Origin of the sequence: Flammeovirga sp. SubArs3 (assembly GCF_947387565.1) — a bacterium.
Lineage (GTDB): Bacteria > Bacteroidota > Bacteroidia > Cytophagales > Flammeovirgaceae > Flammeovirga > Flammeovirga agarivorans.
In genome coordinates, this window is sequence record NZ_CANDOA010000002.1 from 1,037,001 (window position 1) to 1,056,188 (window position 19,188).

The window sequence follows — 19,188 nt, forward strand, 5'->3', positions numbered from 1 at the left end:
TTTAAGGTAATAGGTCTTTTAATTCATTGAAATCATTAACGATTATATCAGGCTGAATGATGGCATTCTTCGTTAATTCTTCTCTGTATTTTCCCGTTTTGACTTGTATAGCGGTGAGATTTGCTTCTTTTGCACCCTGAATATCACCAATAATGTCATCACCAATCATTAATAAGTTATTCGGAGATATATTGATTTTTTTTATTGCTGATTCATAGAATTCTTTTTGTGGTTTACCAATACAAATAGATTCCTTGGATGTGGCAAACTCTAATCCTTTAATGAAGGCTCCAATATCAATTCTAAGCCCATCAGAAGACTTCCAAAATTTTCCTTTGTGAAGCCCAATAATATCGCTTCCATTTAATATTTTATTGAACAATGAATTCATTAATTGATAATCCCAATTCTTACCAATATCTCCTACAATAATTGCTTCTGGGTTGTCAACATCTTTTTTTAAGTCTTTGTAGAATAATTCTTTTATCGAGTGCCCACCTAATACTTCTACCGTATTATACTTTTTTTCTTTTACATAATTCAATGCAGCTAAAGGAGGACTTAGAATTTCATCACTTGAGACAGGTATACCCATATTCGTTAATCGAACAAATAACTCATCAGAAGTTACTCCAGAAGTATTGGTAACAAACAGGAATTTATACCCTCTATTTTTTAATGTGTTGATACTTTCGATTACTCCATCAATGAGTTGAGAGTCATTGTATAATACGCCGTCAAGGTCGCATAATATACCTTGTATATCTTGAAGTTTCATGGTCAAAAAGGATAATTAATTTATTAGTTGAAATACATTTTTAAATCGTCGAATTAGCTAACAGGTAGTGGTTCCTACATAAGTAGTTTTTTCTCGGGTACCCTAATCATTGACTTTTGTCGCTATTTTTAACTAAACATAACACCTATTAGAACATACAAACAATGATAGTACTTACCTATGTATTACTTTTGTACTTAATAAAATTAAACTAGTATGAAGCTGTCATCTTCAAAATATCGGTTTTTCCTTTGTTTTGTTGGTGTTTTACTACAATCCTGTATCTCTGCAAATTTTAGAGAATATGAAAATGCTACTGTGAGGTTTATAAGATCTACACCTCTGCCACAGCCAAGAGCATATATGGGTTATTGTAGCAATGGGACATCAACGTTTGTAATAGGAGGGGAAAATAAATCGGGAGAAAACTTCGATAATATCTTACTATTTAATATAGATAGAGAAATATGGAGTGAGTTGACTCCTATACATATACGTGCTGAAAAGAATATTAATGCAACGACTGTCAACGGTTCAATGTTTCTATTGAATGGGAATGAAAGTAAACACGACGAAAATATTGACGACATAGATATCAACGTTAGAGAAGTCAACTTTAACGCACAAATACCATTTTTAAAAGACGTATCAGTAAATCCTCAACCTTTATACAAATCTGGGTTGGCGGTATCAAAGAATATCATCTATGCTTTTGGAGGGATGTTAGATGAAGATACCTATTCAAATACTTTATATTCCTTTAATCCGGAAAACAGTACTTGGAAGCAATTGGCAAGTATGCCAAAGCAAATGATTACTTATGGAGCAACTGTTGACGGAAAAATTTACACTTTTGGTGGTAGAAATGAAAAAGCAGTAGACGATATCTTTATGTATAATATAAAGGTGAATCGATGGGTGAAAGTGGGGAAATTACCAGAACCAATTGTCGACGCAGCTGTTACACAATACCGTCACTATATCATTCTTTTTAGTAACGAGCAGATTTTTATCTATGATACTTTAAAGGGTAGTTTGAAAAGATATCAAACAAATATTGGCAAGTTAAGAGGAATGGGAGCGACTATTTCTAAAGATAAATTGGTTATCTTTGGAGGTATCAAGCAAAATTCATCAGGAAAAGAACAATATTCATCAACAGTGTATGTATTAGGTATTGATAAACTGTTGAATTAGTGTGCTATTAATACTGTTTCAATTGCAATCCAACTATGGAAAAAATTACTACTGATATACAAAAATTAATTAGAAATCACATTAGAGAAATGGAACCCTATTCGTCTGCAAGAGATGAGTTCGAAGAAGTTTCAGATCAAAATGTATTTTTAGATGCCAATGAAAATCCATTTGGCACAGCTACAGGTGAGCCTTACAATAGGTATCCAGATCCATATCAAAGAGCAGTAAAGGAAAAGCTTTCGGTGCTTAAAGGTATTCCAACAGAAAATATTTTCTTGGGAAACGGAAGTGATGAGCCAATCGATTTGCTATTCAGAGCATTTGTTGAGCCTCAAAAGGAGAATGTTGTTATTCTTCCTCCTACTTATGGAATGTATCAAGTAAGTGCTGCATTAAATAATGTAGAATTAAGAAAAGTGGCTTTAACTTCAACATTAGATTTAGATGTTGAAGGTATATTAAATGCAGTTGATAATAATACTAAGATCATCTTTGTATGTTCTCCGAATAACCCTACAGGTAATGCAGTTTCATCGGATAAGATTATTCAATTATTAGAGCAATTTAAAGGTATTGTAGTGGTTGATGAGGCTTATATCGATTTTTCATCTGAGCCTAGTTTTATTGGAAAATTAGAGGAGTATGAAAACCTTGTTGTATTACAGACTTTCTCTAAAGCTTGGGGTATGGCAGGTCTAAGGTTAGGTATGATGTTCGCTAACAAACAGGTAGTAGATATCTTTAATGTTATCAAACCTCCATATAATATCAATCAACTGACACAAGAGAAAGCATTAGAGGCACTTGATAATGTTGATAAGGTAAAAGAGATGGTAGCTACTTTGCTTTCTGAACGTCAACGTTTAGAAAAAGAACTTAGTGAGATTTCAAGAGTGAAAAATATCTTCCCTTCTGATGCTAACTTTATTCTAATTCAAGTAGAAAATGCTACAGACGATTATAATAAATTGGTAGAGCAAGGGATCATAATTCGAAATAGAGCAAAAGTATTATTATGTGACGAGGGGCTGAGAATTTCTATAGGTACACCTGAAGAAAATAATCGATTCCTTGAAGCATTTAAAGCATTGTAATTAGAATTACTTGCAAAAAATAAGCCACTGAAAATCTTAATTTCAGTGGCTTATTTTTTATTTGAAGTGGAATTTAATAGTGGTAAACACTTTCAAATACCTGTCTCCAACCATTTTTACTTTTATAGACTGTTTCGCCAATAGATTTAATCGTACTAACACCAGTAACGTTGGTAGAGAGTACAGCATCAGCATCAGCAAGGTCTGCTTTTCTTGCAAGTACCCTTTTTACCTTGTACCCTTTATTTTCTAAATCAGCGATAATATTCTTGCGACTAATACCAGAAACACATCCCACAGAAACTTTCGGAGTAAATATTATATTGTCTTTTACCCAAAAGATATTTCCGCTAATAGTCTCAGCTATAAAGCCTTCTTGACTTAAAAGGATAACATCATCAAGAGACTTCTTTGTTTTTTCTATCCCTGCTAATGTATAAGTAAGAGAAGATAAGGTTTTACAAAACGAAACCGGTGAAGCTGCTACACAAACAGTTTCAGCAAAGTCTGTTTCTAAACCACATCGAGGAGGGGATGGAATATATTCATCAACAATTAATGCAAACTCACATTCTTTTGAAGTAGGGGTGTATAATCCACCTTCACCTCTCCAGAGCATCAGCTTTATTCTGCATTCTTCAGGTAAGTTATTTTTCTTTTTGAGTTGAAGAACTTGTTCGTTGATGTAGTCTGTAGTCAGAATATTCTCAGGAACTTCAAAAAGTAACTCTTTCGCACCTTTTGAAATTCTATCCAAATGATCTTGTAAAAAGCGGATGTTTCCATTGTTAGTGATCATGGTTTCAAAGATGCCATCACCATATTGTAAACCTCTATCTGTAATAGAAACTCCTGCTTTACTAGTTTTTATTATTTCATTATTTAGAAGGATATAACTCATCATCCTAGTAGTTTGTTAGTACCTTACTTTAGACATTTCCCTCGACTGGTCTTTTGCTTTTAAGTCCTGTCGTTTGTCATAAAGTTTTTTACCTCTAGCTAAAGCAACTTCAATTTTAGCTAAACCTCTGTCATTAATAAATAACTGAGTAGGAACAATTGTAAAACCGTTCTCTTTTACTTTTTTATCTAGTTTAGTTAGTTCTTTTCTAGTCAGTAAAAGTTTACGATCTGCTTTGGCTTCATGGTTATTATGACCTCCCATTTCATAGGGAGCAATATGCATACTTCTTACGATCAATTCATCACCTATAAAAAGACAGAATGCATCTTGCAAACTTACTTTTTGCATACGAATTGATTTGATCTCTGAACCTTTTAAAGCAACACCTGCTACGAATTTTTCAATAAACTCGTATTCATGTGACGCTTTTCGGTTCTTTATTTTAACCTTTTGTTTTATGTCTAGTTTTTTTCCTCCCATCACTAATTCTTCTTAATCGTAATTGCTTCTCCATTAAGGATAGGTAAGATACTACAATAATCCTCTTGTGCACAAAATGATAGATCAGATTTTGCTTTTAATCCGCTTAATCTTTTCGCGTGTGAAGCATAATTTTGTATTACGTCTGCCACCTTACCATTGGCTTGTTGGTATTGAGCTAATGCCATAAAGCTAGCATCGTCTGTTAACTTTGCTTGGTCTTGTAACCTATGAATTAAAGCACCAGCAAATAATGTGTCTTCTAAGCTAGGATTGCCTTTCCAGCCTGCACATATAATGACAATATCTTGGTTTTGTTCCTTGAGATATTCAGCAACAGTACCTACATTCAATAAAGCACCAATAATAACTTCTTTGGCAGTCTTCTTTGCTTCAGTAATAGCAACTGTTCCATTGGTAGTTGTCATGCAAATATCTTTACCATGATACTCTTCTTGCATATGCTCAAAAGGAGAGTTGCCAATTGTAAACTCTTCTACTTTTACACCACCTCGTTCACCGGCAGTGATAAAGCCCTTTTTTTGATATTCCAATGCTTCCTCTACTTTCATAACAGGAATAACACTATTCACACCAGCATTCAAACCGGCAACCATGCAAGAAGTGGCTCTTAAAACATCTGTAACTACGGCAATTTTGCCTTCTAATTGATGTAAAGATAATATTTCAGGTGTGAGACAAGTCTCAATTTTAATCATAACTAACCAATAAACTGTTGTCTGAATTCATTTGCTTTTTGCAATTCAAGTAAATTTAAGGTAGGAGTGATACCTTGGAAATCAGACAGTGCTTTAACTAAAGATTCTGTGGCAAGATTCCCTGTAAGGTCATCTTTTGCCATTGGACATCCCCCTAAGCCTCCTAAGGCAGAATCAATTCTTTTGCAACCTACATTCAAAGCGGTTTGAGCAAACTGATAAGCTTCAGACGGATGACAATGCAAATGTACACCCAATTCAGATTCTGACAATATTTTTGAGGCTTTTTCAAACAATACTTCAACATCTTTCACAGTTGCACTACCAATTGTATCAGCAAACGAAATAATTTTAACCCCCATATTGTGGAGTTTCTTCGCCATTTCTAAAACCATATCTGCATTACTGAACTCTTGGTAGGGATTTCCAAAGCTCATAGACAAGTATACAACAAATTGTTTTTGATGTGAGTGACAGAGCTTTAAAATGTAGGCCACCTCATCCAGCGCCTCATTGATAGATTTATTTGTGTTTCTACGCTGGAACGTCTCAGATACAGATAAAGGAAAACCTATATATGAAATCTCTTTATGTGAAATTGCTTCTTGTGCACCTCTAACATTAGCAACTATAGCTAATAATTTTGTAGCGGTGGTTGATAAGTCTAATTGAGATAATACTTCTTTGGTATCTCTCATTTGTGGAATTGCTTTTGGAGAAACAAAACTCCCAAAGTCTAAAGTGTGAAACCCTACTTTCAGTAACTTATTAATGTATTCGGCTTTAACGTTAGTAGGGATGAAGTCTGATAGTCCTTGCATTGCATCACGAGGACACTCAATGATGTTTACCATGTGTTTATTTATTGGTGATCAATTTTCTTTTTTAGGTGTTTTTTATAAAGCCATTCTCCAAGGAAACAAGTTCCAAAAATAGAGAAAGCGATGATAATGCCTGTTGCGTTTTCTTGAATTTGTTGAATGGTTAGTATGATGAAAGCGAGAATGCAACATATAAACCCAATGATTGTGATGGATTTATTAGCAAATATAGTTTTTCGTTTTTTAAAAGCTATGAAATTTACAATACCGAAAATTACAAGAAAGCCTGCAGAACCTGAAGTTGAAATACTTTCAAGATCGATTGTGTTCGCGATAACCAATGTAAAAATGGATATGATTAGTAACCCTAGAGGCTTACCCCATAATTGTTTGGTGAACTCTTCTGGTAACTCATGATATAATGCCACCTCATAATTCGTTCTACTTCCACCTAATAATGTTGCATTGATAGCAGAGAAAGTCGAAATCATTGCAGCAATTGATATAATGGTAAATCCAATTTGCCCAAATTTTGGTTTTGCAGCCTCTGCTAATGCATAGTCCTGAGCTTTTCCAATATCAGCAAAATCAAGAGACCCGACAGTAACAACAGCAATGGCAATGTAAAGGAGTATCACAAAAATAACCGAGTAGTAATAGGCCTTTGGTGTATTTTTCATTGGATGTTTTATGTCTGGAGCCGAGTTAGCAATTAACTCAAATCCTTCATATGCGACAAAAATAACCATTCCGCCGGCTATTAATTGTACAGGATTTTCCCAGTTTTGTGGTGAAAGCTGGATAAAATTGGGGTTCTCTGTAATTCCCCAAAAACCTGCTGCTACAAACGCCAATAGAATAATCAGTTTAATGATCACAGCAAAGGACTCAACTTCCCCTACGACTTTAATACTGTAGTAATTGATAAAGGTAGAAAACAGGATGATGGCTGATATGAAAATATGTTTATCTACAATATGATCTCCAGTGATATCAAACATTCCTGAGGCATAAGCCCCAAAGGCACTAGAGTATAATGATAGCATAATAATGTAACTTACCCAAAGCATATTATTTAGCCCACCACTTAAAACGGAATACCCAAAACCTTCATAAATAAAACGAACAGTGCCTCCTTCATCTGGATAGGCGACAGAAAGTTTTGCATAAGAATAGGCTGTCATTAAGGCAATACAACCTGCTACTAAGAATGATATCGGAACACCTCCTTTTGCTAATTCTACAGATAAACCAAGTACGGCAAAAATACCTCCACCGACCATTCCTCCAATACCAATTGAAACTGCGTCTTTTAAGCCTATTTGTTCTTTTTCTTCTTTCTTGTCAGTCATTTATTGAAGTTTTTTAGAAATGTTGATTATATAATATAAAGGAAATTGTCTATGAAATACAGAATTACTTTTCGATAAGGAATAAGTTCTTATTTAAGAAAAGTATTTTTTAATAATAGTTATATTTTAAAAACTAACTCAACTATTTCTATGTCATACTTAAAGGCTAATAACCAAGAAATTTACTTTGAAGACAGAGGGGAGAAAAGTGCTCCTGCTGTTATTTTTTTGCATGGTTTTCTTATGGATTGTACCATGTTTTTATCACAAATGGAAGCATTGGAAGATGAATACAGAGTGATAGGTATTGATGCAAGAGGATTCGGAAAGACACAATGGGATGGCAAATCATTTACACTATACGATACTGTGAATGATACTATTGCTGTGATGGATCATTTAGAGATTGAAAAAGCATCGATAGTTGGTATGTCTCAAGGAGGCTATGCTGCATTAAGAATGGCATTAAAAGCTCCGAATAGAGTTAATTCTCTAGTGTTAGTGAGCACATCAGGGCATCAAGACTCAAAAGAAGGAAAAGCGGGGTATTTAGAAGTGAGAGATACTTGGCAATCAGTGGGATTGGTACCTCCATTAAAAGAGGGGTTGATGACGGGTATTTTAGGACCTCAGGAAAAGTATAATGAATATTGGGACATGTGGTCTGATAAATGGGAAAGTAGGACTGCTGAACAAATCTTTCATGCCATGAACAACTTAATTGAGAGGGATGATATTCTTCATTTAATCGAAGAAATTAATATCCCATCTTATGTGATACATGGAGAGTTAGATAATGGAGTTCCTTTTGAACAAGGAGAATATTTAAGTAATCATTTACCCAATTGTAAGGGGCTATTGATTGTAGATGGAGCAGCTCATGCCGCTATTATGACAGATGCTAAAAAGATAAACCCAAGCTTGAAATCATTCTTGCATAAGACCAATATGGTGACTTTGTAAAGAGTAGAATTATGTAGTGTGAATAGTAAATTTGTGAAGTAAAAAAGGCCATCTATTTTCATAGATGGCCTAATTATTTATTCTTTAATAGAAAGATTAGATTACTCCGTACGCTAATAATGCATCAGCAACTTTAACAAAGCCACCAATATTAGCACCTTTTACATAATCTACCCATCCGTCTTCTTGACCGTATTTTACACACTTAGAGTGGATTTTCTTCATGATATCTTGAAGCTTCTCGTCCACTTCTTCAAAACTCCACTGTAAGCGCATAGAGTTTTGTGTCATCTCAAGACCAGAAATAGCAACACCACCAGCGTTGGCTGCTTTACCTGGACCATACATGATGTGATGTTTTTCAAATACCTTAATTGCACCAATTGTAGAAGGCATGTTCGCTCCTTCACAAACTAGAATACAACCATTTTTCATTAGAGTTTCAGCATCGTTTTCATCTAACTCATTTTGAGTTGCAGAAGGGAATGCTAAGTCAACTTTTACACTCCAAGGTCTCGCATCTGCTGTATATGTTGCAGAAGGATATTTTTTTGTGTATTCAGCTAATGAAGCTCTTTGAACATTTTTTAAATCTTGAATATGAGCAAGTCTCTCTTCGTTGATACCTTCTGGGTCATGTAAAAAACCGCCTCTATCAGACATTGTTACAACAGTTGCTCCTAATTGGATCAGCTTTTCAGCTGTATATTGTGCAACATTACCTGAACCTGAAACTGCAGCAATTTTACCTTTAAAGTCATCGTTACGTACAGCTAGCATTTCTCTTGCGAAATATACTGACCCATATCCAGTTGCTTCAGTTCTTGCATTTGAACCACCAAAAGCAAGGTTTTTTCCAGTAAGTACACCTGTAAATTCGTTTTTAATACGACGGTATTGACCGTACATATAACTAACTTCTCTACCGCCAACGCCAATATCGCCAGCAGGTACATCGGTGTCTTTACCAATATGTCTGTAAAGTTCTGTCATAAAAGCTTGACAGAATCTCATGATTTCTCCATCAGATTTTCCTTTAGGGTTAAAGTCTGAACCACCTTTAGCTCCACCCATCGGAAGTGTTGTTAATGAGTTCTTTAGTACTTGTTCGAACCCTAAGAATTTAAGTGTACCCAGAGTAACAGATTTGTCAAAACGTAATCCGCCTTTGTATGGACCAATAGCTCCGTTAAACTGAACACGATGTCCACGGTTAACACGAATGCTACCTTCATCATCTTGCCAAGTTACCCTAAAGCTGATTACTCTATCGGGTTCTGTCATACGCTCTAAGATTCTAGCGTCTAAATACTTTTGGTTTTCGTTGATGAAAGGAATTAATTTCTCAGCTACTTCTTCCACTGCTTGATGGAATTCAGGCTGCCCAGGGTTTCTTCTTACAAGACCCTGCATGAAGCTTTGTAATTCGAGCTTTTGCATTTAACTAATAATGGTTAGTAATAATTCTAATATATGTGTTTATTTCCTACTTTTTTGAAAGATCCACCTTACAAGATAATAAAGTTATATCATCTGCATAGGCTTGGTGACCTTTAAAAGTGTTTAATAGAGCGATCAAATTTTTGTGCATTTCTTTCTGCTGAAAATCGATATTAGCAGTAAGGAATTCCTCTAATTTGTCATCTCCTAGCTCTTCGTCCTCGTCATTGTAAGTCTCCGTAAAGCCATCTGTAAAGCCAAAAACGAAGAACTCTTGCAAGTTATTAATTTCTCCGACTTCTAAGAAAGGTAATTCAGAAAAAGAACCTAATATTGTCGTACCATCTTCTAACCTAGAGAATTTATTTTTATGGTATAGAAAAGGAGGGTTATGTCCAGCATTAATAAAACGGAGATTGGATGTCTCCATATCATATTCCATAAAGAAAGCAGTGATGAAATTTTCGCCTTCCGCACTTTCTAAAATCTGATAGTTAGCCTCATGTACTATACTTTCCAAATCAGTACCTCTTCTTGCCATTGCTCGAATTGTTCCTTGGAAATTGGACATCAAGATAGCTGCAGGTACACCTTTACCCGAAACGTCAGCAATAGACATTAAAAACTTGGTGTCTGATAATGGAATATAATCGTAGTAATCTCCTCCAATAGAGTGGTGAGGCATATAACTTGCATGTACCGAAACAGGAACATCATTCCCGTAAGGTAATTCTTTTGGGAAAAGCATTGTCTGAACATGAGAAGCAATTGTTAATTGTTTCTTCATTTCCTTTTGCTTTTCTTCTTTTCTAGCAAGCTTTTTATTTTCTATCGCTACAAGTATAATGTTACTTAAAGCTTCTGTAAAACCTTGGTCAATAAAGTCACTATGTTGATCTGCAGTACCTACTAGTGCATAAGCCAATACTTCATTTTTATGTTTGATTGGTATGATAGTATCAAATTTTTCAAATCCATCAGGATGATTGATAATATTTGTAGTACTGATATAATCTTTAAATGCTTTTGGGAAATTGACAGTTTCATCATGGTCATGCGAACCATAGTTCACAAACCTCTCAAATTCTTGTGATTCTTCATCGATGACAAACAGAATAAGATTGGTGATACTAGGGTTAGACGATAATGTAAGTTTGTAGATAGTATATAAATCCTCTTCAGATTTATTGGCGTTAATGGCACTTATAGTCTCAAAAAGAGATTCTAATTGCATTTCTTTTAGCATTAAGCGCTTTTGATCAGGATTCGCCATTGTTGTTAATATAAATTGTCTTAATTGTTCGAATTTGAATGTGGATCATAGGCATCACGTAACCCATTTCCAATCAAGTTAAAAGCCAAAACAGTAAGGCTAATAGCAAGACAAGGGAAAATAATAAGATGCCAATGTCCGGTAGGGGTTAATTCACTTAAACCCTCTTTAATCATTGTTCCCCAAGATGGCATAGTTGGAGGTCCTCCTAAACCTAGGAAACTTAATCCTGCTTCAATAAGGATCGCAGAAGCAAAATTTGATGCACATATTACAGCTAAAGGCCCCAAAATATTGGGTAAAATATGGTGCATAATGATTTTATAGTTGGAGAAGCCTAATGCTTTAGTTGCTTCGATATAGTCTTTCTGTTTTATAGAAAGAATTTGCCCTCTAACAACTCTTGCCACATCGACCCACATAGTAATACCAACTGCTACAAATGTGACCCATATATCTTCACTTTGGATGGCAAGGCGAACAGCAACTACTAACATAATAGCAGGAATTGACCATGTGATGGTCATCAACCACATTGCAATTCTATCAATCACTCCTCCAAAGTAACCTGAAGTAGCTCCTATTAAAATACCAATACTAAGTGAAATAATCAGGGAGATAAAACCGATGGTCAAGGATACCCTTGTGCCGAAGATTAGTCTACTAAGGACATCTCGACCAATTTTATCGGTACCCAAAACAAATGTGCGCATTTGCAGACATTTCTCATTGAACTCATTCAAAAGTTCTTGTTTACTGACGGTCCTAACATTCTGTAATCCATCTAGGTATATCACGTCATCTTTTCGAATGACATAATTGTGAGCCAAGTTAATACCAAGCTTTTGTGAAGGTGATGCATAAATTGATTTTACAACATCAATCAGTGGTAAACTTAATTCTAGGCGAGTGGTTGTATGTAAAGATCTTTTTTCCAAGCCAGGGTAGACGATAAAGAAAACGGAGTCTCTTTCAATTATTGGATCACCTACAATTGGAATATCTTGATAACGATTTTCTTCACCTTCTATAATTTTTTCAAAAACTGAAGGTGTAGGAATATGTATGTTTTTGCGTTGTTTTAAAACCTTCACTGTAAACATTGGAGGTTTCTTGGGTACTTCAAGTAAGCCGTCATTAGCGAAATGCGAATCATCGGGCATAATGAGATAACCCAACACTGCAACAAAGCTCAAAGCAATAATATATATTGTTGAAACTACAGCAGGTTTGTTTTTCTGAAATCTCTTTTTGATGAAGTGAGAAGGTGACTTATGTACTTCGTATATACTCATCTATGCGTTTTCGATCCGTTGGTTATTGAGCGTTGTGTGCGAATAAACCTTTTTTTGATGCCAAATAAAAAAAAGAAGTATAACGTTCTTCAAAATCATCCATAGTGATTTCTATTTCTTCTTCTGGGCTGTTAAAACATCTCACCCAACCTTTTTCAATAGTTGTTTTTAAGGTCAGTTTAAGTGATTCCTCACTCAAATTTGTTTCTTGCTTTAAGTTGTCAAAAGAAGTGACAAAATATAATTCATCAAGAACAAGGTATTCTTCTTCAGTCATAAAAAAATAATTCTGCTTTACTCACTCAAAAATAGTAAAAAGTCTATTAAACACTAAATTTTCTATCTTTCCATGTATAATTTGAGAAAGTAGCCATTAAACCAATAATAACGGCATATAAAGGATAGAAAATTGATATTATAGGCACAAGCCAAAGATTATTTTGATCTCCTTGCCATTTTAATATTCCTTTTAAGTAGTAAAGCTCTATTCCAATTCGAAGCATAAAAGTAACAAAAAAGAGCATTAAATTACCATTAAAAAAGAATGTTGAAGCTGCAGAAAGGTAAAAAAATAAATGAAATAGAAAAATAAAGATACTCGTTAGTTGTGGTCCTCTATTTTTATAGTGCTTCCACTTACTTGCCCAACGTACTCTCTGCTCAATGAATGTCTTAAGATTATTTGGTGGAGGTGTGTTGACAATGGATTCTTTATGCTTTAGAAAAATGATTTGATTTGGGTTGTTTCGAGCAAGCTGATGTAAGAAAAACTCATCGTCGCCAGTTGGAATATGCGCATGCTCTTTATAGTTGTTTTGTGATAAAAAAGCCTTTCTCTCAAAGCATAGGTTAGCCGCATTACACATATTGGCTCTCTTTCTGCGTATACTAGCAGCTCCTGTGATGATCAATGATGAAAATTCAACATTTAATATTTTTTCCCATAGAGAATTCCCATTTTGGAATCGTACAGGACCAGAAATCATTTTTGCACCAGTTAACCTATGAGCAGAGACAAACCGATTGACCCAATGTGGATGATGAAGGCAATCAGCATCTGTGGTGATAATCAGCTTTGTTTTTGCCTTTTCTACAGCAAGTCGTATAGCTTGCTTCTTTCCTGATAGTTTACTTGGGAGACGATAAATTTTGAATCTTTCAGATTCAAAAGACTGAAGTAGTGTATAAGATTGATCTGTGGAATGATCATCAACAATAATGAAATTTATATACTTGTAGGTTTGATTTTTTAAGGACTGAATAAGTTGAGGAATGTTTCTTTCCTCGTTTCTAACTGCAATGACGACAGTAACATCTGTTGAAGCACCTTCAATAGGTGTATCTAAATCATAAGGATAATTTCGGTTCCATCGTAATCTTAATTGAAGCAGTCCAAAAAAATAAATGATTACAAGAATAAAAAAGATATTTTCCAATAGATGTGTTTGTCTATGTTTGATGAAAGATGCAATATTGTAAAAGAAATTATTACATCATCTAAAAGCATTGAAAATGTCATTAGAAATAGGACAAAAAGCACCTGATTTTAAAAGTGTAGATCAGGATGGAAATGAGATTACTCTTTCTCAGTTTAAAGGGAAAAAAGTTGTTTTATACTTTTATCCAAAAGATATGACTCCTGGTTGTACAGCTCAAGCTTGTGATTTAAGGGACAATTATGAAAAACTTCTTGCTGAAGGATATGTAGTGCTTGGTGTAAGTACTGATTCTGCGGAAAGACACCAAAAATTTATCGCAAAACATGAACTTCCATTCCCTCTAATTGCTGATACTGACCACGTAGTACACGATTTATACGGTACTTGGCAATTGAAAAAAACATTCGGAAAAGAGTATATGGGGACAGTTAGAACCACTTTTGTAATCGATGAAGAAGGAAATTTAACGGACATTATAAAAAAGGTGAAGACTAAAGAGCATACTAATCAGATAATTAATTAAGTTTGCATTCGGAAAAAAATTAAGGAGAAATCCTTATCATACATAAAACAATAGCTTACGTCAAAAAAGATGGCAGAGATTGCAGAATTGAAAAGAGTAGCGTCCCAAGTGAGACGTGATATCGTTAGAATGGTTAACGCAGCAGGAAACGGTCACCCAGGTGGTGCACTAGGTTGTGCTGACTTATTTGTTGCTCTTTACTTCAAGCACATGGAACACAACAAAGAGTTCAAAATGGATGCTAAAGGTGAAGATGTTTTCTACCTTTCAAATGGTCATATTTCAGCTGTTTTTTACAGTACGTTGGCTAGAGCTGGGTATTTCCCTGTATCAGAGTTAGCTACTCACAGAAAAATCGATTCAAGATTACAAGGTCACCCGACTCCATATGAGCACTTAGAAGGTGTGCGTATGGCTTCAGGTTCATTGGGTCAAGGTCTTTCAGTAGCAGCGGGTACAGCGTTAACTAAAAAGCTTAACAACGATGACAAGTTAGTTTACTGTCTAATGGGTGATGGTGAGCAACAAGAAGGTCAAATTTGGGAAGCTGCAATGTATGCTGCTCATAACAAGATTGATAACTTAATTGGTGTGATCGATTACAATAACCGTCAAATTGATGGTGACGTATCAGACGTATTAAGCTTAATCGATATTGAAGCGAAGTACAAAGCGTTTGGTTGGGAAACTATCGTAGCTGATGGTAACGATATGGAAAAATTGGATGCCGCTATTACGAAAGCAAAAGAGCTTTCTGGAAATGGTAAGCCAATCATGATTATCATGAAAACTGAGATGGGCTTCCCTATCGACTTTATGGTAGGTACACACAAGTGGCATGGTGTTGCTCCAAATGCTGAGCAAACTGAGTCAGCTTTATCTCAATTAGAAGAGACTTTAGGTGATTACTAATCACAAAAAGCAATAAAATAAAAAGCCTGTCCTTTGCATTTGCAATCGACAGGCTTTTTTATTTTGTACTATTTATAGATTGAAAGTCAGTAGTTTATATTATTGTTCTTTGAAAAGATAATGTTGTAGTATTCAGATAATTATTAGTCAGCTGTTATAGATATTAGTATTATTATATAAACTAATAATTCTTACTAAACTGTAACGGTAACAATGAGTTTTGCTGAAAAGAGTCAGACATTGGAAAATGTGCTGACAAACCAATTCGATATATATTATAATACTTTTCCAGACATGTTAGTATCAATCAACCCATTTGATGCTAAAGTGGTAAAATGTAATGCAACCTTTGAGAGAATGATGGAGTACGAGAAAGGAGAAGGAAGCAATAAAAGTATTTATGAAATATATCACCCATCATGCCACTTACAAGTCTCTCAATTAGTCAATAAATTTGCTGAACAAGGATTTCTCCAAAATGAACGATTAAAACTGATCTCTAAACGAGGAAAAACGATTCCTGTGCTTCTAAGTTCTGAGGCGATTAGAAACGATAATGGAGAGATACTCTTTAGTAACTCTTGTCTTCGTGATATTTCTACGATCACAGATCTTGAAACTTCATTACAACAAGCGAATGAAGAACTTGAAGATAAAATTGACAAGCTAAAACAAAAGAATCAGGAATTAGAGCAATTTGCTTACATCGTATCGCATGATCTTAAAGAACCTGTGAGAAATATAGATGGAGTTCTAGACCTTGTTTATGAAGAGTGTGATGAAAAAAATGATCAACTCAATCAATATTATGAGTACATCAAAAGGAGTACAACGAGAATGAGTAAGTTGATTCATAGCATTCTTGATTTTAGTAAAATTGGTAAAAAAGGAAACTTCCAAATTGTGGATCTAAACAATATCATGAAGAATGTGCTTGATGATATGTGTTTAAGGATAGAAAATGAAAAAGTGAAAATTTACTGTCCAGAGTTGCCTGTAGTATATGGTTTTGAAATAGAGTTACATATGTTATTTCAAAACTTAATTTCCAATGCTATTAAATTTAAAAACCGGAGAAGATTGCCCGTCATTAAAATCGAAGTAGACGAACAAGAAGATTTTTGGCTGTTTCGTATTACTGATAATGGAATTGGAATAGAGAAAGGTCATGCAAAACGCATCTTTTCAATCTTTAAAAGAGTGCATACCAATATTGAAGGTACCGGAATAGGCCTAGCGGAATGTAAAAAGATTGTTGAGCTTCATAAAGGAAGAATATGGCTAGATCATAGTGATAAAAACGGAAGTGTATTCTGTTTTACACTTACAAAAAAATACTAATACTACTAATATTGCCCCGAATCAGATAAACTTGAATTACTATATTTAATCTTCATTTTATTAAATCCCCTTTAATTCTTCACCTTCGGGAGTTGTTGTTTACTTCCTTTAAAATAATTCGTTTATTTTTGCAGCAGAAAAACGAAGAATTATATGTCAAAAAAGAAAACTATTTTAAGAGTAGATGGCTTCAGTAAATCTTACGAAGAAGGAAAAATGGCTGTAGACCATCTTTCTTTTGATGTAAAGGAAGGTGAAGTATTTGCACTTATTGGACGAAGCGGGTGTGGAAAAACAACAACTTTAAAACTATTATCCGGACAAATGAGACCTGATGGCGGATCAGCTTATATCTTCGGAGAAAGAATTTTAGGTCCTCATGAAAGACTGTTAGCCGGTCATGATAAAATAGCATTAGTAGAGCAAGATTATAATTTATTTGATTATCAGACTGTTGCGGATAATATTAAATACCCAATTAGAAGATCAAGTAAAAAATATCAAGAATATAGATTAAACGAACTCTTAAGAATTTGCCAATTAGAAGACTATAAGGATGTACGTCCGAAAGAATTATCTGGTGGACAAAAACAAAGAGTAGCGATTGCAAGAGCGATTGCCGATGAACCTCCTGTGTTATTACTAGATGAACCATTTTCTCACTTAGACATGGCTCTGAGAAGTGATCTAAGAAGAATGGTGAAAAATATTGCAATAGAAGCAAATATCTCTGTTGTATTTGTTACACACGATACACATGATGCACTTTCTATGTCAGATAGAATTGGTGTGATGTCAGCAGGTCAACTTATTCAAATTGCTACACCTGAAGAAATCTACAAAAAACCATTAAACAGGTATGCTGCACATTTCTTCCCTCATTGTAATGTTCTTACTTCAGATCAATTAAAAGACCTTGATGTAAACGTTGAAAAGGGACATTATATGGCAAGGCCAGAATGGGTAAAGGTTGTGGATGCTGTTGAAGGAGCTCATGAAGCTACTTTAATACATATCGATTATTTTGGAAATGCGAGTTACGGAGAATGGAGAGTATCTGATAAGTGTCATATTTGGGTACATCATGATAGTTTCTCAACTTTCCAATTAGGAGAAAAAAGAAGCATTATTCTAAAAGACAACGTAGAGTGGTGGAAATTAGATGACTAGTTCCATTACGACCAAAAAATAACAAAAGATAAATAGAAAATTACAGGAACGTATTCCAACCTTTTTCCTGTAATTTTCTTCTATACTAGAGATAATCATACGCTAACTTATTCAATATTTAACCTAACAAAATGCATTTTATCAGACTACTATTAGTATCTATTTTCATAATTTCTATATCATGTTCAAACCCTACAAAAGAGGTGAAGGAGGAATTAAAAGTATCCAACTGGAGAGCTTTAATTGTTAATGATCATGGTAAGGAAGTACCTTTTTATCTTCAAGTGGAAGGGGAAGGCAAAGACCAAGTTTGGACAATCATTAATGGAGATGAAAGAATGAGGTTGGATGACAGTTATTATGAAAATGATTCATTGCATATACCATTATTGATCTATGAGGCAGAAATCATTGTAAAAGAAAGCGATACGACTTTAAAAGGTCAATTTTTAAGAAAAGGAGCTTACCGATTACCATTTATTGCAGAGAAAGGCAAAGCTCCTCGTTTTGTAGATTATGAGAAAGCAACGGTAAATTATACAGGAACTTATGCAGTGAAGTTGGGTGAGACCGATGCTATTGGTTTATTTAATCAAAGTGGAGATTACCTTACAGGGACATTCCTTACAGCAACTGGAGACTATAGATATTTGGAAGGCGAAGTAGATGGAAACAAGATGTTTTTATCATCGTTTGATGGAGTTCATATCTTAAGGTTTGAAGCAGAGTTGGAGGGAAATAGACTTCTAAATGGTAAAATGTGGTCAGGTCAGAAATCAACAAAAACTTGGCAAGGAATTAAAGATAATAGGGCAGAGTTACCTGACCCTAAAACCTTAACTCATCTAAAAGAAGGGTATGATAAGGTGAGTTTTACTTTCCAAAATGAAAAAGGAGACACGATTTCTTTAGATGATCCAAAATACCAAAACAAGGTAGTAGTGATACAAATTATGGGTTCATGGTGTCCAAACTGTCTGGATGAAAGTAAGTTTATGGCTCCTTTCTATGAAAAAATGAAGGATAAAGATTTTGAAGTGATTGGTTTGTCTTATGAAAGATCAGAAGATCCTGAAGTGGCATACAAACGCATTAATCGTATGAAACGTAAGTTGAATATAGGTTACGATATTTTATATGCAGGTACACCTTCTAAAGCTTCAGAATCTTTACCGATGTTAAATAAGATCATGTCTTTCCCAACATCGATTATCTTAGATAAAAAAGGAGAAGTAAGAGAAATACATACAGGTTTCTCTGGACCAAGTACAGGTCATTATTACGAAGAACATATTAGTGAGTTTACTTCTCTCGTCAATAACTTGTTGATGGAACATGAAACTTCTAAATAAATTAGAGATATAGGAGAACAAAAATCGAAGTAATACATAAGTGTAGGACTTCGATTTTTGTTTTTTAGTGAAAACTGAAATAAATGCAATTTCACTCCATGTATAATGTTTCTTTTTTAACGATATTTGCCC

19 protein-coding genes are annotated in these 19,188 nt (G+C 34.5%); 8 read left to right on the forward strand and 11 right to left on the reverse strand.

The genetic code is table 11. The annotated features are described in order from the left end of the window. Position 1: 1 nt before the first annotated feature. A complete protein-coding gene (locus tag QL232_RS08710; protein ID WP_281613822.1) occupies positions 2 to 778 on the reverse strand; it encodes a TIGR01458 family HAD-type hydrolase in 777 nt (258 codons plus the stop codon). A gap of 216 nt (positions 779 to 994) precedes the next feature. On the opposite strand from QL232_RS08710, the gene QL232_RS08715 reads away from it, so the two are divergent. Together QL232_RS08715 and hisC are read left to right on the forward strand one after the other, a co-directional pair. After that, on the forward strand, positions 995 to 1,975 hold the full coding sequence (locus QL232_RS08715; protein ID WP_281613823.1) for a kelch repeat-containing protein: 981 nt from the start codon (positions 995 to 997) through the stop codon (positions 1,973 to 1,975). Between the two features lie 35 nt (positions 1,976 to 2,010). Continuing rightward, positions 2,011 to 3,072, forward strand: a complete 1,062-nt coding sequence (gene hisC / locus QL232_RS08720; RefSeq protein WP_348646728.1) for a histidinol-phosphate transaminase — start codon at positions 2,011 to 2,013, stop codon at positions 3,070 to 3,072. Positions 3,073 to 3,145: 73 nt separating this feature from the next. Here the strand turns inward: hisC and QL232_RS08725 are convergent, their stop codons facing one another. The 5 genes from QL232_RS08725 to QL232_RS08745 are packed head-to-tail and all read right to left on the reverse strand — an operon-like array spanning position 3,146 to position 7,348. Beyond that, the gene (locus QL232_RS08725; RefSeq protein WP_281613824.1) at positions 3,146 to 3,976 is read right to left on the reverse strand and encodes an aminotransferase class IV; all 831 of its coding nucleotides are present in this window, start codon (positions 3,974 to 3,976) and stop codon (positions 3,146 to 3,148) included. 12 nt (positions 3,977 to 3,988) lie between these two features. Then, positions 3,989 to 4,456 (reverse strand): SsrA-binding protein SmpB, encoded by a 468-nt coding sequence (gene smpB / locus QL232_RS08730; RefSeq protein ID WP_168881114.1) that lies wholly within the window; start codon positions 4,454 to 4,456, stop codon positions 3,989 to 3,991. Positions 4,457 to 4,458: 2 nt separating this feature from the next. Next, on the reverse strand, positions 4,459 to 5,175 hold the full coding sequence (locus tag QL232_RS08735; RefSeq protein ID WP_281613825.1) for a 2-phosphosulfolactate phosphatase: 717 nt from the start codon (positions 5,173 to 5,175) through the stop codon (positions 4,459 to 4,461). A gap of 2 nt (positions 5,176 to 5,177) precedes the next feature. Beyond that, entirely contained in the window at positions 5,178 to 6,029 is an 852-nt protein-coding gene (locus tag QL232_RS08740; protein WP_168881116.1) for a hydroxymethylglutaryl-CoA lyase, read from the reverse strand. Between the two features lie 8 nt (positions 6,030 to 6,037). Next, the gene (locus QL232_RS08745) at positions 6,038 to 7,348 is read right to left on the reverse strand and encodes an APC family permease (protein ID WP_281613826.1); all 1,311 of its coding nucleotides are present in this window, start codon (positions 7,346 to 7,348) and stop codon (positions 6,038 to 6,040) included. Between the two features lie 150 nt (positions 7,349 to 7,498). On the opposite strand from QL232_RS08745, the gene QL232_RS08750 reads away from it, so the two are divergent. Further along, entirely contained in the window at positions 7,499 to 8,311 is an 813-nt protein-coding gene (locus tag QL232_RS08750) for an alpha/beta hydrolase (RefSeq protein ID WP_281613827.1), read from the forward strand. 96 nt (positions 8,312 to 8,407) lie between these two features. Here the strand turns inward: QL232_RS08750 and gdhA are convergent, their stop codons facing one another. Genes gdhA through QL232_RS08775 form a run of 5 tightly spaced genes read right to left on the reverse strand, consistent with a single transcriptional unit; the run spans position 8,408 to position 13,755 of the window. After that, positions 8,408 to 9,751: an NADP-specific glutamate dehydrogenase gene (gene gdhA, locus QL232_RS08755; protein WP_281613828.1), complete on the reverse strand. Its 1,344-nt coding sequence runs from the start codon at positions 9,749 to 9,751 to the stop codon at positions 8,408 to 8,410. 46 nt (positions 9,752 to 9,797) lie between these two features. Next, on the reverse strand, positions 9,798 to 11,024 hold the full coding sequence (locus QL232_RS08760) for a PP2C family protein-serine/threonine phosphatase (protein WP_168881120.1): 1,227 nt from the start codon (positions 11,022 to 11,024) through the stop codon (positions 9,798 to 9,800). Positions 11,025 to 11,044: 20 nt separating this feature from the next. Beyond that, entirely contained in the window at positions 11,045 to 12,319 is a 1,275-nt protein-coding gene (locus QL232_RS08765) for an ABC transporter permease (RefSeq protein WP_168881121.1), read from the reverse strand. A gap of 22 nt (positions 12,320 to 12,341) precedes the next feature. Continuing rightward, entirely contained in the window at positions 12,342 to 12,596 is a 255-nt protein-coding gene (locus QL232_RS08770) for a hypothetical protein (protein ID WP_281613829.1), read from the reverse strand. Between the two features lie 46 nt (positions 12,597 to 12,642). Next, complete coding sequence (locus QL232_RS08775; RefSeq protein WP_281613830.1) at positions 12,643 to 13,755, reverse strand: glycosyltransferase; 1,113 nt, start codon at positions 13,753 to 13,755, stop codon at positions 12,643 to 12,645. Between the two features lie 76 nt (positions 13,756 to 13,831). Between QL232_RS08775 and bcp the strand changes: the two genes are divergently transcribed. The 5 genes from bcp to QL232_RS08800 all read left to right on the forward strand — a co-directional run bounded on the left by bcp (position 13,832) and on the right by QL232_RS08800 (position 19,056). After that, entirely contained in the window at positions 13,832 to 14,281 is a 450-nt protein-coding gene (gene bcp, locus QL232_RS08780; protein ID WP_281613831.1) for a thioredoxin-dependent thiol peroxidase, read from the forward strand. A 69-nt stretch (positions 14,282 to 14,350) separates the two neighbouring features. Further along, a complete protein-coding gene (locus QL232_RS08785) occupies positions 14,351 to 15,193 on the forward strand; it encodes a transketolase (RefSeq protein ID WP_168881125.1) in 843 nt (280 codons plus the stop codon). Positions 15,194 to 15,406: 213 nt separating this feature from the next. Continuing rightward, entirely contained in the window at positions 15,407 to 16,534 is a 1,128-nt protein-coding gene (locus tag QL232_RS08790; protein ID WP_281613832.1) for an ATP-binding protein, read from the forward strand. A 153-nt stretch (positions 16,535 to 16,687) separates the two neighbouring features. After that, positions 16,688 to 17,704 (forward strand): ABC transporter ATP-binding protein, encoded by a 1,017-nt coding sequence (locus QL232_RS08795; protein WP_281613833.1) that lies wholly within the window; start codon positions 16,688 to 16,690, stop codon positions 17,702 to 17,704. Between the two features lie 131 nt (positions 17,705 to 17,835). Next, complete coding sequence (locus QL232_RS08800; protein ID WP_281613834.1) at positions 17,836 to 19,056, forward strand: TlpA disulfide reductase family protein; 1,221 nt, start codon at positions 17,836 to 17,838, stop codon at positions 19,054 to 19,056. Positions 19,057 to 19,188: the final 132 nt, after the last annotated feature.